At 66.3% G+C, this 14,365-nt stretch carries 12 protein-coding genes; 7 read left to right on the forward strand and 5 right to left on the reverse strand.

The window, feature by feature from the left end; all coding sequences use genetic code 11:
• The coding region (locus B1964_RS22420; protein WP_079931347.1) for a Pls/PosA family non-ribosomal peptide synthetase at positions 1-3,209 on the forward strand (3,209 nt) is incomplete at its 5' end.
• A gap of 63 nt (positions 3,210-3,272) precedes the next feature.
• On the opposite strand, the gene B1964_RS22425 is transcribed toward B1964_RS22420, so the two are convergent.
• Positions 3,273-3,848: a DUF308 domain-containing protein gene (locus tag B1964_RS22425; protein ID WP_079931338.1), complete on the reverse strand. Its 576-nt coding sequence runs from the start codon at positions 3,846-3,848 to the stop codon at positions 3,273-3,275.
• A 130-nt stretch (positions 3,849-3,978) separates the two neighbouring features.
• Between B1964_RS22425 and B1964_RS22430 the strand changes: the two genes are divergently transcribed.
• Positions 3,979-4,836, forward strand: coding sequence for an acyl-CoA thioesterase domain-containing protein (locus tag B1964_RS22430; protein WP_079931339.1), 858 nt, complete (start codon positions 3,979-3,981; stop codon positions 4,834-4,836).
• A 15-nt stretch (positions 4,837-4,851) separates the two neighbouring features.
• Here the strand turns inward: B1964_RS22430 and B1964_RS22435 are convergent, their stop codons facing one another.
• The 4 genes from B1964_RS22435 to B1964_RS22450 are packed head-to-tail and all read right to left on the reverse strand — an operon-like array spanning position 4,852 to position 9,397.
• A complete protein-coding gene (locus B1964_RS22435; RefSeq protein ID WP_079931340.1) occupies positions 4,852-5,877 on the reverse strand; it encodes an amidohydrolase family protein in 1,026 nt (341 codons plus the stop codon).
• 35 nt (positions 5,878-5,912) lie between these two features.
• Positions 5,913-6,947 carry a VOC family protein gene (locus tag B1964_RS22440; protein ID WP_079931341.1) on the reverse strand — a complete coding sequence of 345 codons (1,035 nt, stop codon included), beginning with the start codon at positions 6,945-6,947 and terminating at the stop codon, positions 5,913-5,915.
• A 9-nt stretch (positions 6,948-6,956) separates the two neighbouring features.
• Positions 6,957-7,823, reverse strand: coding sequence for an alpha/beta fold hydrolase (locus B1964_RS22445; RefSeq protein ID WP_079931348.1), 867 nt, complete (start codon positions 7,821-7,823; stop codon positions 6,957-6,959).
• A gap of 11 nt (positions 7,824-7,834) precedes the next feature.
• Complete coding sequence (locus tag B1964_RS22450; RefSeq protein ID WP_079931342.1) at positions 7,835-9,397, reverse strand: bifunctional 3-(3-hydroxy-phenyl)propionate/3-hydroxycinnamic acid hydroxylase; 1,563 nt, start codon at positions 9,395-9,397, stop codon at positions 7,835-7,837.
• Between the two features lie 149 nt (positions 9,398-9,546).
• Here B1964_RS22450 and B1964_RS22455 point away from each other — a divergent pair, with 149 nt between their 5' ends.
• The 5 genes from B1964_RS22455 to B1964_RS22475 all read left to right on the forward strand — a co-directional run.
• Entirely contained in the window at positions 9,547-10,179 is a 633-nt protein-coding gene (locus tag B1964_RS22455; protein WP_079931343.1) for a TetR/AcrR family transcriptional regulator, read from the forward strand.
• Positions 10,176-10,964, forward strand: coding sequence for a fumarylacetoacetate hydrolase family protein (locus tag B1964_RS22460; RefSeq protein WP_079931344.1), 789 nt, complete (start codon positions 10,176-10,178; stop codon positions 10,962-10,964). Before B1964_RS22455 ends, B1964_RS22460 begins: the two co-directional genes overlap by 4 nt.
• An 82-nt stretch (positions 10,965-11,046) precedes the next feature.
• Positions 11,047-12,003, forward strand: coding sequence for an acetaldehyde dehydrogenase (acetylating) (locus B1964_RS22465; protein ID WP_079931345.1), 957 nt, complete (start codon positions 11,047-11,049; stop codon positions 12,001-12,003).
• Positions 12,000-13,025 carry a 4-hydroxy-2-oxovalerate aldolase gene (gene dmpG, locus B1964_RS22470; protein WP_079931346.1) on the forward strand — a complete coding sequence of 342 codons (1,026 nt, stop codon included), beginning with the start codon at positions 12,000-12,002 and terminating at the stop codon, positions 13,023-13,025. Before B1964_RS22465 ends, dmpG begins: the two co-directional genes overlap by 4 nt.
• Positions 13,018-14,365 (forward strand): MFS transporter (locus tag B1964_RS22475; RefSeq protein ID WP_253194124.1); only part of this gene is annotated, 1,348 nt, incomplete at its 3' end. The genes dmpG and B1964_RS22475, both read left to right, overlap by 8 nt.

Raw genomic sequence — 14,365 nt, forward strand, 5'->3', positions numbered from 1 at the left:
GGTCACTCGTCCGCAGCGGAATGGACCTGGGCCCGTGGCTGGTGGCGCGCGACATCACCGTGGTGTCCACCGTCCCGACACTGGCGTCGCTGTGGCCTCCGGAGGCTCTCGAGGCGGTGCGTCTGCTGATCTTCGGCGGGGAGGCGTGCCCACCGGAACTCGGTGAGCGGCTCGCTGTTCCGGGCCGCGAGGTGTGGAACACCTACGGGCCCACCGAGGCAACGGTGGTGGCCTGTGCGGCACCGTTGGGCGGAGAGGGGCCGGTGCGGATCGGATTGCCGCTTCCCGGTTGGGATCTCGCAGTGGTCGATGCCGAAGGGCGGCCGGTCGCCGAGGGCGAGATCGGCGAGCTCATCATCGGCGGCGTCGGACTGGCCCACTACCTGGACCCGGCCAAGGACGCCGAGAAGTATGCGCCGATGCCCACTCTCGGGTGGGAGCGCGCCTATCGCAGTGGTGATCTCGTCCGGCTCGACGCGCAGGGCTTGGTCTTCCAAGGGCGCGCCGACGATCAGGTGAAGGTCGGCGGTCGGCGCATCGAACTCGGCGAGATCGACAATGCGCTGCAACACCTCCCGGGGGTGACCGGTGCGGCCGCTGCGGTACGCCGATCGGCGGCCGGTAACGCACTACTCGTCGGCTACCTGGTCTCCACCGACCCCGAGTTCGACGTCTCGGCAGCGCACGCCATGCTCTCCGAGCGACTGCCGGCGCCGATGGTGCCGCGACTGGCACTCGTCGACGAACTGCCCACCCGAACCTCCGGCAAGGTCGACCGCAATGCGCTGCCCTGGCCGCTGCCCGGGGCGGGCACCGACGACGACGACGATGACGCCGACGACTTCACCGCCACCGAGCAATGGCTCGCCGACCGCTGGACCGACGTGCTCGGCGCTCGCATCGCCAGCGTCAACGCCGACTTCTTCACCGAGGGCGGCGGCTCGCTGTCCGCGGCGCAGCTGGTGACCGCGCTGCGGGAACGGTATCCGCAGGTCACCGTCGCCGACCTCTACGATCACCCGCGGTTGGGGTCGCTGGCGCGGATGCTCGACGCGATCGCGCCGGCCACGGTCGTCGTCGAACGCGAGGTCACCCCGACCCCGCGTCGCACCGGTGTCGCCCAGATCCTGCTGTCGGTGCCCCTGACCACCCTGACCGGTCTGCAGTGGGCGACGTGGCTGGGCGTGACCAACAACGTCGCGGGCGCCGCGGCCCGCGCACTCGATGTCTCGGTGCCGTGGCTGGTCGAGGTGAACTGGTGGGTGGTGATCGTCGCCTTTGCGATCTTCATCACCCCGCCGGGCCGGATGCTGATCGCCGCGGCCGGAGCGCGGGCACTGCTGGCCGGTGTCACCCCCGGCGACTACCCGCGGGGCGGATCGGTGCACGTCCGGCTGTGGGTGGCCGAGCGACTGTTGGAAGCCGCGGGCGCGGCGAACATGTCCGGTGCCCCCTGGATGATCTACCTGGCCCGCGCGTTGGGCTCGAGCATCGGCCGCGGCGTCGACCTGCACACCATCCCACCGGTGACCGGCATGCTCACCGTCGGCGAGGGTGCGTCGATCGAACCCGAGGTCGACCTGTCGGGATGGTGGATCGACGGCGACGTCGTGCGGATCGGGGAGATCGTGATCAAACGCGGCGCCTCGATCGGCGCCCGCTCGACGCTGGCTCCGGGTGCGGTGATCGGCCGCGACGCCGAGATCGGACCGGGCTCGGCGGTGTTCGGGCGGGTGAAGAAGGGCCAGCACTGGGCCGGTTCGCCCGCGGTCAAGGTGGGCAAGGCCGGCCATCCGTGGCCGGCACATCGCCCGCCCCGCCGATCGGGCTGGGTCCCGGTGTACGGGGTGTCGTCGTTGCTGCTGGCCGCGATCCCGCTGATCTCACTGGGCGCGGGGCTCGCGGTGATCGGCACCTGGGCGCTGCACGCCGACCGGCTGCGTGACGTCGCCCTCCGCGCGTTGATCCTGACCCCGGCCGCCACACTGGTGAGTCTGGGCGTGTTCGCCGTGATCACCGCCGTGCTCGTGCGGCTGCTCGCGCTGGGGATGACCAAGGGGTATCACCCGGTGCGGTCGCGAGTCGGCTGGCAGGTGTGGATGACCGAGCGGCTGCTCGATTCGGCACGGACGTACCTGTTCCCGCTGTACGCGAGCCTGTTGACGCCGTGGTGGTTCCGCATCCTGGGCGTCAAGGTCGGCAAGGGCACCGAGATCTCGACGGCGCTGGTGTTGCCGAAGTTCACCACCATCGACGACGGTTCCTTCCTCGCCGACGACACCATGGTCGCCTCCTATGAACTCGGCGGCGGCTGGCTGCACATCGACGACGCGAAGATCGGCAAACGCTCGTTCCTGGGCAATTCCGGGATGGCCGGGCCGGGTCGGAAGGTGCCCAAGAACGGCCTGGTCGCCGTGCTGTCGGCGGCGCCCGATCGGGCCAAGTCCGGGTCGAGCTGGCTGGGTAGTCCGCCGGTTCGGTTGCGCCGCACCGCCGCCCGGACCGATACCTCACGCACCTTCGATCCGCCGATGCGCCTGAAGGTCGCCCGGTCGGTCATCGAGACCCTGCGTCTGATCCCGGTGATGGTGTCGTTCGTGCTCGGGCTGTTCATGCTGATCGGTCTGCAGTACATCGCCTTTCACGCGAACTACGTGATCGCCGGGTTGGTGAGCGGACTGATCCTGCTCGTCGCGGGCGCGGCGGCCTGCTGTATCGCCGCAGCCGCCAAGTGGCTCGTCGTCGGACGCATCGTGGTCTCCGAGCATCCGCTGTGGAGTTCGTTCGTGTGGCGCAACGAGCTCTCGGATGCGTTCGTCGAAACCGTTGCCGCACCGTGGTTCGCCAACGCCGCCACGGGAACGCCGATCCTGAACCTGTGGTTGCGGATGCTCGGCGCCACCATCGGTCGTGGGGTGTGGTGCGAGACCTACTGGCTTCCCGAGGCCGACCTGGTGACGTTGGGTGACGGCGCGACCGTCGAGCGCGGCTGCGTGGTGCAGACCCATTTGTTCCACGACCGGGTGATGGCCATCGACCGGGTGGTCCTGGAGCCGGGTGCGACGATGGGCCCGCACTGTGTCGCGCTGCCTGCCTCGGGGATCGGGACGTCGGCGACGGTGGGCCCGGCGTCGCTGGTGATGCGTGGTGACGTGGTGCCGGCACACACCCGGTGGCAGGGCAATCCGATCGCACCCTGGTTCGGCTGACGCGAAGGGCCGCAACCGGAATCCGGTTGCGGCCCTTCTTTCGATGGTTCGCGCGCGACGCGCTCAGAGGGTGTCGGGGCCGCTCTCGATCTTCTTGGGCAGCGTGCACAGCGTGACGATGCTGATGACGACGAGCATGACGCCGCCGACGAAGACGACCACGGTGACGGCGTACTGACCGAGGATGATCATCACGATGCCGGCGATCACCGAGATCACGCCGGAGAGGATCAGGAACCAGGTCGGGGAGTGCTGGGAACCGGAAACCGCACTGAAGAGGTCGTGCACGCCCTGGAAGATCCAGCCGATGCCGATGAACAGTGCGAGCAACCACACCGCGTCACCCGGGCTGAACAGGGCGATGATGCCGACGAGCAGGGTCAGCACACCGACGACGCCGAGCAGCGCCCGTAACCCGGTGGAGAGAAATGTCGCGGCAAATGCCTGGTAGAGCCGGAAGATTCCGGCGATGATCAGCGAGATGCCGAACAGCACGGCGAGCACGAGAGTGGTCGCGCGGGGCCAGAAGACGGCGACGAGGCCGAGCACGATCCCGACGATGGACGTCACGATCAATGCCGTGCGGACCGCGCCGATGATCTCGTTCGGGAATTGTCTGGTGTTCACACCGAATGTCATTGCCGAAGATTATCCCGAATTCGGTGTGAGGGATGAGAGGTCGGCGCAGGTTGGGCCGAAGGACTCTCGGCGGTATCGCCCGATCGACCCGCGCATCACCCGCAGGGGGTGAACCGGTAGACAAGATGGCGTGAGCGATATCGCCTTCTTCCGGCCCGACACCGACGGGCGGGTGTTGCCACTTGCCTACGCCCGCAGCCTGTGGGCGCCGGGCACCCTCAACGGACCCGCGGTCTGCGCGCTGGCCGCGCATGCAGCCGAGCAGCGGATCGCCGAGCCGGGTTTCCGGGCGGCACGTTTCACCATCGACCTGTTCAAGGCGGCGCGGGAGATTCCGACCACCACCCGAGCCCGTGTGCTGCGAGCGGGTGGGCGGATTCGGGTCGCCGAGGTCGACGTCGTGCAGTTCCCCGACGACAGCGCGGCAAAGGCCGAGGTGATCGTGGCGCGGGCGACGGCGGTGTTCCTGCGCGAGTCGCAGAATCCGCCGGGGCAGCGGTGGCAACGTGATGCCGGGGCCCGCACCTTCTCGCCGCCGACGACCGCGGTCGACGACTGGGCACCCCGCTTCGCCTCCGACGCCGCTGGTGTCGGGGAATGGGACCAGAACATGGGCAACCACCAGAACGGGCTGCGCAAACGGGTGTGGACACGGGCCGCACCGGCGGTCGTCGGGACGGAACTGACACCGTTCGTACGCGCCGCGATCAGCGCCGAATCGACCAGCCTGATCTGCAATTGGGGGACCACGGGGATCGGTTTCATCAATTGCGATCTGACGGTGGCCCTGTCGCGGTTGCCGCGCGGCGATCGCATCGGCGTCGAGGCCGACTCGCACACCGAGCACGACGGGATCTCGGCGTCGACGGCCGGGCTCTACGACGCCGACGGGATGTGGGGTGTCGGGATGGTGACGGCGGTGAACAACGCCGCCGCCGAAATCGACTTCACCAGCGTTGATGTGCGCGGGCGCTATCGCGAAGCGTGAGACCTCGAGTTGACGTCAGGTCCGCATTGCGCGGCTGACGACGCGCATGAGTCGCCGACGCGCTGAGCCGGCAAGTGCGATGTCGAGGTCGGAAGGTGCTTGCTCGCTCGGGCCGAATCTGGGGAACAAGGTGGCCGCGGTGGACCAGTCGATTGCCGCGCGATCAGCATCGGTCAGCTCTCGATAGTCCTCGAGCGCGGTGGCGAAGTATGTGGCGGCGGCCACCGGTGCGAACGGCCAGTCTGACCCGAAGGTGATGTGGCCTGGCGCTGCGAACGCCAACAAGGTCGGGAGCGCGGCCGGGCTGGCGGTCAGAGCGGTGTCGAAGTAGAAGGTGCGGAACTCGTCGAGTGAGTCGGTGATACTGCGGCCGGTGTCGCCCAGGATCGCGATCGCCATTCGGTGCGCGGCGTAAGGAACGAACCCTCCCCCGTGACTGAGCAGGAAGCGGATGCGCGGGTACTTACGCCGAATCCCGTTCCTCACCAAGAGATATGCCGCTCTGCTCGTGTCGAGGAGGAAGTCGGTGGCAAACGGTGGCAGACCCGCGATCGCGGGCCCGGGGAGATCAGCGGGGTGGACGAAGACAACGGCCTCTCGGGCGTCGAGCACCTCCCACAGTTCATCGAAGCCGGGTTCGCCGAGGTAGTCCCCCTGTGCGTTGGCGAGCAGTGTCACGCCGTCGGCGCCGAGTTCGTCGAGTGCGCGGGCCGCTTCGCGCGCCGACGGGCCTGCATGAGGGGTGGGCACTATGGCGAGAAACCCGAGCCGGTCGCGGTGTTGGCGTACGAGGGCGGCATTGTGATCGTTGAGCTGCGCGGCCAATTGTGACGCCTGGCCGGGATCGTCCAAGAAGGTGGTCCCCGGGGTGGACACCGAGAGCACCGCAGCGTTGACAGACAGTGCCGCCATGGTGGAAAAGGTGCTGTCGAGGTTCCAGTCGGGAAGAGTCCGACCGCCGGCCGCATCCAACCCTTTGGCGCGCAGGGCGTTGCGGTAGAAGTCGGGCACCACGTGATGGTGGGTATCAATGCGGGGCATGGTGGATCCTGTTCTGCGGGTTTCGGTGACGAATCTCAGTTGTCGGCGATCCCGGCGCCTGCGAGCGCCGGGACGATGTCCTCATCGGTACGCAAAGACAGTGCCCCACGACGGAACTGGTTGAGTTTGTCGATGATCGTCTGACCCACGGGGGTGTGGCCCCAGATACTGATTCCCTGATGAGTGGATGGTTCCCAGGTCTTCTCGTCCACTGTGATGGGGTTCCACCCCACTTCCCATTCGAAACCCGACGGGGTGAGCGCATAGAACGACAACTCTTTGTCGTTGGTGTGCTGCCCGACCGAGAGTGCCATGCCGAATCCGAGTTGCTTGACCCGCTGATAAGCCTCGGTCATGTCGTCGAGGGTGGCGACCTCGATGTTGAGATGCTGCACTCGCGTGCGAATCGGATTGATCGGCAATGCCCGTACATTCGCGATCGCAATCGAATGATGTCGTTCGTTGACGCGCAGAAACCGGATCTTGAGTTTCGCTCCACTGATCGTCTCGTCGATGTAGTCGGTGAGCCGCGCGTCGAAGACCGTGTTGTAGTAGCCGCGCATCTGCTGCGGCTTGGTTGAGGTGATCGCGACATGGCCCATACCCGAAGTCCCCGTGACGAATCCACCGGAGTTGGTCATGAACAGAGGTTCGTCGGTGACGCGTGCGCGGGTGAAGATCTCCTGGGCCAGCCGGTTGGGACCGGGGAACCGGGTCAGCCGTTGCACTCCGCGGATCGCTGCGTCGTGCTCGGAGCCGTCAATGCTCGGAACCCCGCGGCCGGTCACCCGGGAGAGGATCGTGTCGAAAGATTCGTGGTCGTCGAGTTCCCAGCCGAGGGCAACAACATCTTCGGCGGGCCCACGAACGATGATGAATCGGGCTTGGTGGTCGTCGAGGCGGAATCGGATGACGTCGGGCGAGACCTCGTCGAGGTGCATGCCGATGGCATCTTTGCCGAAACGGCGCCAGTCGGCGAATCGTTGGCTTTCGATGACGATGTAGCCGAGGTGGACGTTGCCGAACACCGAGGGCGCCGCGACGGTCGACGCCGCGGTGGGTGCGCTCATGGAAACTCCTTATGCGTAGGTGCCGTCGAGGAAGTCGGCGACGACGCGGTTGAACAGGTCGGCGCGTTCCCATTGGACCCAATGGCCGGTACGCGCCGGCATGATCAGATCGGCGTAGGGGAGGCGATCGACGAGCATCTGCGCACCGGCGGGCTTGTTGACCTTGTCGTTCTGTCCCCAGAGCACGAGTGTGCGGGTCTGCAGTTGGGCTAATCGCGGGTCGCGGGTGAAGTCCATGCGCCACAACGTCTTCAGTGCTCCGACTCCCGATGGTCGTCGCAGCGGGGGGTTGGCGATGGCGTCGGGGTCGATCGATGACTGGTAGCGCTCGTCGATTGCTGCGGCGGGTACCGATTCGGCGTCGTACACCAGGTATGTACGGATGAATTCTTCGAGTTTGTCGCGACTGGGGCCTGCACCGGTGTAGTAGCCGAGGAGGCTGTTGAGCCCTTTGGTAGGAGCTCCACGGGTCGTACCAATGCCGCCTGGTCCCATCAGCACGAGCCGGTCGACCCGGTGCGGGGTGTCCAGGGCCAGCCGCAACGCGCACGCGCCGCCGTAGGAGTTGCCGACCAGATGGGCCTTGTCCAAGCCGAGGTGGTCGAGCAGCGCGCGGATCGCGTCGGCCAGCGCCCCGAACGGATCGTCCTGCGAGAGGTTCTTGCTGCTTCGGCCGTAGCCGGGCATGTCGGGAACGATGACCCGGAATCGTTGTGCCAGTGCGTCGATGTTGCGCACGTAGTTCGACAGCCCGGAGGCGCCCGGTCCGCCGCCGTGCAGCAGGATCACCGGTTCACCCGAACCGATGTCGGTGTAGAAGATCTCGGTGTCACCGTTGACGGTCACGGTGTGCGAGGTGTGCTCGGAGGCGATCATGCTGTGTTCCTTCATCGCGTCGGGACCGGTGCTGCGCGCAGGCCGGTGGGTGGTAGGGGCAGTGAGCTGTCGACATCGGCTGCGGCATAGATGAATCCGTCTGGACGCACGGCCACTGCGGCGGCGGACAGTTGAGTCAGCCACGCAGCGAGGGTGCCGTCGGAGTCGATGATGGTCCCCGCCCTCGGTAGCGCTCCGGCCGGGAGCACCTGCAGGGTCGACACATCGCACGCCTGCCACGCCGAGTGCTGACGAGCGTCGAGGCTCAGGACATGCCAGCGGCCGGCGAGCACGTTGTCGAGGGGCGTGCGGATTCCCTTCTCGTCGAGCACCCACGGTTGCGGGAGTTGCCACCCGCGGGCCGGATGCGAGGTCGGCGACAGGAAGCCGTTGTCATAGTGCGCCTTGGGAATCCACTTGGTGTTGACCATCCAGCGCGGGAACGAGGGAACTTTTGACAGAGCGCGGAGAGCATGATTGCGTATCGCCGCAAGTAGTGGACGGCGTTCGGTGATGATCTTCCCTGCGAACACTGCGTGCGCGGTGGTCTCGCGGAGATGCGGTTCACGCTCGGTCTGATAGGTGTCGAGCACTGTCTCAGGCAGGCTGTCGTCGAGGACCGCGGCGAGTTTCCAGCATAGATTCGCCACGTCACGCACACCCGAGGCCATACCTTGACCGATCCACGGCGGCATCGCATGGGCGGCGTCGCCGGCGAGAAACACTCGGCCGACGCGCCACCGGTCGGCAACCCGGACGTGGTGGCTGTAGACGACCGCACGCAATATTCCCACGTGATCGGGAGTGATGCCCTGATTGCGCAGGATCTCCCAGATCGCTTGGTGAGAGACCAGGTGATTCTCGTCCTCGCCGTCACGAACCGGAAATTCCCATCTGTGATGCCCCAGCGGGGTTGGGCAGTCCACGGTGGGTCGTTGCGGGTCGCAGTGAAACCGCAACCGCGAACTACCCTCCCACTCCTTGCGGACCTCGGTGTCGATCACCACCCACCGCTCGGTGAAGGTGCGGCCCTGATAGCCGATGCCCAGTTGTCCGCGCGTCGCCGACGATCCGCCGTCGGCGGCGATCACATAGGACGCACGTAGCCTGACGAAGCTGTCCTCGGACAGATCGGCGGCGAGTATCTCGGTGTCGTCCGGCCCGCTGACGACTTTCAGACATTCGTGTCGGGTCAATACGACGACGTTGGGAAAGCGTTCCACTCCGGAGCGCAGCGTCGTGTCGACGGCGGGCTGGTAGATGAACTGCTGAGGCGGGTGCCCCGCTCCCCGCGACGTCGGCTGCACCTCGATGAACGGCCGTCCGTCGGGGTCGACGAAAGCGACCGGCCCCCCGGGCAGCATGTCGTCCTGCAAACGGTTGGATAGACCGACCTGTTGCCAGATCCGCAGCACCTCTTCGTCGGTGGAAATGGCGCGCGCCCGGCCGTAGATGTCCGGATCACGCTCGAGCACAACCACATTCAGGCCTTGTTTGCCGAGTAGGTTCGCAGCGGTCGCCCCTGTCGGGCCGTAACCGATGATCGCGACGTCATAGTGCGGAATGTCGGGCACGGATATCTCCTCGAACCTGGCCGCGCTGTACGAAAGCGCCGCACACTTATCTGTAACGATCACTACGGTAAGCCCTTGACCACCGCCCGTCAAGGGCTTACCGTAGTGACTACTACAGAGACTGTCCGGTATCGGAAGGGAGCGAGTCAATGGCCGCAGCACCTCGGCGGGTACGAGCCAACGGCGAGGCATCGAAGACAAAGATCCTTGATGCCGCAACAGAAATCGCGAGTGAACGCGGATACGAGGGCACCAGTATCGGACTGGTGAGCAAACGATGCGGGCTGCCGGCGAGCTCGATCTATTGGCACTTCGCCGACAAGGACGATCTCATCGCCGCCGTCATCGAGCGCAGCTTCGGACGCTGGCTGGCGGCGTGGACCGTACCCGCAGAAGGCGATGCCCAGCAACGTGTCGCGGACATGGCCCTGCAGGTCGCCAAGGCCCTGCTCGATTCTCCGGACTTCCTCCGGCTCGGTCTGATGCTGGCTCTCGAGCGGCGACCGGTGGAACCACGGGCTCGCGAGATGTTCCTGCAGGTGCGTCGCGAGGCGCACGAGACGATTCGTCGGGCGACCGCGGATCTGGCGCCCGGCCTCGACGAGGCCTCACTCGACCAGCTGGCCACCTACTCGATGGCCGGAGCCGATGGACTATTCATCGCCAAAGAGATCGGCGGGGATGCTGTTGACCTGCTCGCGCTGTTCGAGCTACACGCGCACGCCGTCATCACCGCTGCCGTGCACCTGGTCGAACAGAGCGAAAAGGAGGATCAGCGATGACCCTGACCACCGATCAAGTTGGGCACTGGGCCGACCGTCTTCACCAAGCGCTGTCGACGAGTACTCCGATCGAGCCGCCGACAGAGTCCGTACCCGATCTCGATGTGGCCACCGCATACGCGATTCAACAGTACAACCTCACTCGTCAACTCGACAGTGGCGCTTCGCTTGTCGGGCGCAAGATAGGCCTCACCTCCGCGCCGATGCAACAGCTTCTCGGTGTCGATTCGCCTGACTTCGGCTTCATTCTGGACAGCATGGTCACCCCCGACGGCGGCACCATTTCCTCGGCCGCCCTGTGCGCACCAAGGGTGGAACCGGAGATCGCCTTCCGTCTCCATCGCCCCCTTCGCGGGCCCGGCGTCACCGTCGCTGATGTCATCGAGGCCACCGATGCCGTCGCCGCCGCCTTGGAGATCGTCGACAGCCGTGTCTCCGATTGGCGAATCACATTGCCCGACACCGTCGCCGACAATGCCAGTTCCGGTGCCGTGGCCCTCGGCCCGTGGGTTCCCATCGGCCAGGCACCTGATCTCGACGAGGTCGCGGCATCCCTGATGATCAATGGCGACATCGTCGACAGCGGTATCGCGACCGCGGTACTCGGGCATCCGGCCGAGGCCGTTGCGTGGTTGGCCAACGCGCTGGCTGACTACGACACCGGTATCGACGCCGGCCAGTTCGTGATGTCCGGCTCGATCACGTCCGCGGTGTTCGTCCATACCGGTGACACCGCAGCAGCGGACCTGACCGGATTGGGCCGAGTCGCGGTCACCTTCGTCTGAAACACGCAGCTCATCTCAACTCGAGACGCGACAACGCTGTCTGCGCAACACCCATAGCCCGCCCACACCCGAAAGCAGCGCCATGAGCAGTACATCCCGATACCCCGTCGCCATCATCGGCTCGGGCAACATCGGCACCGACCTGATGATCAAGATCATCCGCGACGACGGCCCACTCGCAGTCGCCGCGATGGTCGGTATCGACCCGACCTCCGACGGCCTGGCCCGTGCCCGACGATTCGGAGTGACCACCACCGCCGATGGGGTCGATGGGCTCCTCGCACTCCCCGAATTCGACGACATCGAGCTGATTTTCGACGCCACCTCGGCCGGCGCCCACCGCGCGAACTGGGGCTCGCTGGAGTCGACCGGGAAACGAATGCTCGACCTGACACCCGCCTCGATCGGTCCGTTCTGCGTACCGGTGGTCAACCTCGATGAGCACCTCGACGCCCCCAACCTCAACATGGTGACGTGCGGCGGTCAGGCCACCGTCCCGATCGTCGCTGCCGTCAGTCAGATCGCGCCGGTGTCCTACGCCGAGATCATCTCCTCGATCTCCTCGAAGTCCGCAGGCCCCGGCACCCGCGCGAACATCGACGAGTTCACCGAAACCACTACCACCGCTCTGCAAGAGGTCGGCGGCGCCACACGTGGCAAAGCGGTGATGATCCTCAACCCCGCAGACCCCCCGATCCTGATGCGCAACACCGTGTATTGCCTCGTCGACGGGGACGTCGACCACGCCGCCATCGAGGAGTCGATCATCGAGATGGTCGGGCGCGTCACCGAATACGTGCCGGGCTATCGCCTCAAACAGCGCGTGCAGTTCGAGACTTTTAGCGCCGAGAAGCCGCTGCACATCCCCGAAACAGGAAAGTTCACCGGTACCCGCGTGACGACGATGCTCGAGGTCACCGGCGCCGCTCACTATCTCCCGGCCTATGCGGGCAACCTCGACATCATGACCTCGGCGGCAAAAGCCACCGCAGAACGCATTGCCGCCCATTTCACCCACCCGGCAGGAGTCACCTCGTGACCGGCATCTACGTCAGCGACGTCACTCTTCGTGACGGAATGCACGCCATCCGCCACCAATACACCACCGACCACGCGGTCACCATCGCCACCGCCCTCGACGCTGCCGGTGTCGACTCGATCGAGGTTGCCCACGGCGACGGACTCGCCGGGTCCAGTTGCATCTACGGTTTCGGCGCACACACCGACCTCGAATGGATCGAGGCTGTCGCCGGGGCCGTCGAACGGGCCACCGTCGCCACGCTCCTGTTGCCCGGAATCGGTACCGTGCACCACCTCAAGGACGCATACCGCGCAGGCGCGCGCACCGTACGCGTTGCCACTCACTGCACCGAGGCCGACATCTCGGCCCAGCACATCGCTGCCGCCCGCGAACTGGGCATGGACACCGTCGGCTTCCTCATGATGAGCCACATGGCCCGCCCCCAGGAACTGGCCGAACAAGCCAAACTGATGGAGTCCTACGGCGCCACATGCGTCTACGTCGTCGACTCAGGCGGTGCGATGACCATGCACGACATCGCCGAACGCTGCGATGCGCTGCGCGGAGTCCTGCACTCCGACACCGAGATCGGCATCCACGCCCATCACAATCTCTCCCTCGGCGTCGCCAACTCGATCGTCGCCGTCGAACACGGAGCCAACCGCGTCGACGCCTCCCTGGCCGGGATGGGCGCCGGCGCCGGCAACGCTCCCCTCGAGGTCTTCATCGCCGCGGCCACCCGTATGGGATGGGACACCGGGTGCGACCTCGACGCGCTCGAAGACGCCGCCGACGACATCGTCCGCCCGCTACAGGACCGTCCCGTCCGAGTCGACCGCGAAACCCTCACCCTCGGCTATGCCGGGGTCTACTCCAGCTTCCTGCGGCACGCCGAGATCGTGGCCGAGCGCTACGGCCTCGACGCCCGCAGCCTGCTCGTCGAAGCCGGGCGGCGCGGGATGGTCGGCGGTCAAGAAGACATGCTCGTCGACATCGCACTGGACCTGCGCTCCGACACCGTCGGAGCGCACGGTGGCTGAGGCCGACGACGCCGGCAGTCCGCTCATCAGCCGACGGGCGCAACGCGGCGTTCTCTTCGCCATGTGCCTGGCTTTGATCCTGGTGGTGGCGTCGGTATCCGCGCTGAACCTCGCACTCCCTGACCTCGCCGTGGACCTCGGCGCCGACAACACGGCACTGACCTGGATCGCCGACGGCTACACCGTCGCGCTCGCGGCTCTCGTCCTACCGCTGGGAGCCATCGGAGATCGCTACGGGCGCAAGAAGATCCTGATCGTCGGCACAATGGTTTTCGGTGTGGGGTCACTGGCTGCATCCTTCGCGGACACCACTTCGGCTCTCATCGGCTGGCGCGTGGTGATGGGCATCGGAGCGGCGATGATCATGCCCGGCACCCTGTCGACGATCACCGCCACGTTCCCGCCCGAACAGCGCAACAGAGGCGTCGCCATCTGGTCCGGATTCGCCGCCGCCGGCGCAATCATCGGCATGCTCGCCGCCGGCTCGCTACTCGAGCGCTGGGGATGGCAATCGATTTTCATCACCAGCGCCGCAGTCGCCGCGGTGGCCGCAGTAGCCGCCGCATTGCTGTCCCCCGAGACACGCGATGAGGCGCGCCATCGTTTCGATGTTGTTGGTGCCGTGGCGACCTCCGTCGCGGTCGGCACCCTGGTGTTCGCGATCATCGAGGGCAACGACCAGGGCTGGAACACGGTCCCGGTCCTGTTGGCCGCAGCCGTGTGCATCGCCGGCTTCACCGTCTACGCAATCCAAGGACTGCGGACACAGCACCCCTTGCTCGACCCACACCTGTTCGGGCTGCCCGGGTTTCGAGCCGGCGCGGTCGTTGTCCTCACCCAGTTCATGGCGATCTTCGGGTTCTTCTTCGTCGGCCTGCAATACCTGCAACTGATCCTCGACTACAGTCCGCTGACCGCGGCGGTAGCACTGATCCCCGTCGCCGCCGTCGTCCTACCCACCGCAGCCCTCACACCGCGCCTCGTGTCGGTGATTGGTCTCAAGCTCGTGATGGTCATCGGCCTGCTGCTCATTGCCGGCGGACTCGTCGTGGTCTCCCGACTCACCCCCGACTCCGGCTACCCGCCATTTCTGCTCGGTCTCATCGTCGCGGGCCTCGGCATCGGACTGGCCAGCTCCACCGGCACCAGCGCCATCGTCGGATCGCTGTCCCAGAACAAGCAGGGCGTCGCCTCCGCCATGAACGACACCACCCGCGAAGTCGGGTCGGCCATCGGTATCGCCGTGATGGGCTCGGTGTTCTCCAGTCAATACAGCGAACACCTCCCCGACCTGTCGCGTCTACCCGAACCGGCGGCAACGGCCGTCCGTGACTCGGCAG

The sequence above is a fragment of the Gordonia sp. i37 genome (genome assembly GCF_002043085.1).
Classification (GTDB): Bacteria; Actinomycetota; Actinomycetes; order Mycobacteriales; family Mycobacteriaceae; genus Gordonia; species Gordonia polyisoprenivorans.

Coding starts and splice junctions, on each gene's coding strand:
- B1964_RS22425 (WP_079931338.1), bottom strand. CDS start 3,848: ATGACATTCGGTGTGAACACCAGACAATTCCCGAACGAGATCATCGGC.
- B1964_RS22435 (WP_079931340.1), bottom strand. CDS start 5,877: ATGCCCCGCATTGATACCCACCATCACGTGGTGCCCGACTTCTACCGC.
- B1964_RS22440 (WP_079931341.1), bottom strand. CDS start 6,947: ATGAGCGCACCCACCGCGGCGTCGACCGTCGCGGCGCCCTCGGTGTTC.
- B1964_RS22445 (WP_079931348.1), bottom strand. CDS start 7,823: ATGATCGCCTCCGAGCACACCTCGCACACCGTGACCGTCAACGGTGAC.
- B1964_RS22455 (WP_079931343.1), top strand. CDS start 9,547: ATGGCCGCAGCACCTCGGCGGGTACGAGCCAACGGCGAGGCATCGAAG.
- B1964_RS22460 (WP_079931344.1), top strand. CDS start 10,176: ATGACCCTGACCACCGATCAAGTTGGGCACTGGGCCGACCGTCTTCAC.
- B1964_RS22465 (WP_079931345.1), top strand. CDS start 11,047: ATGAGCAGTACATCCCGATACCCCGTCGCCATCATCGGCTCGGGCAAC.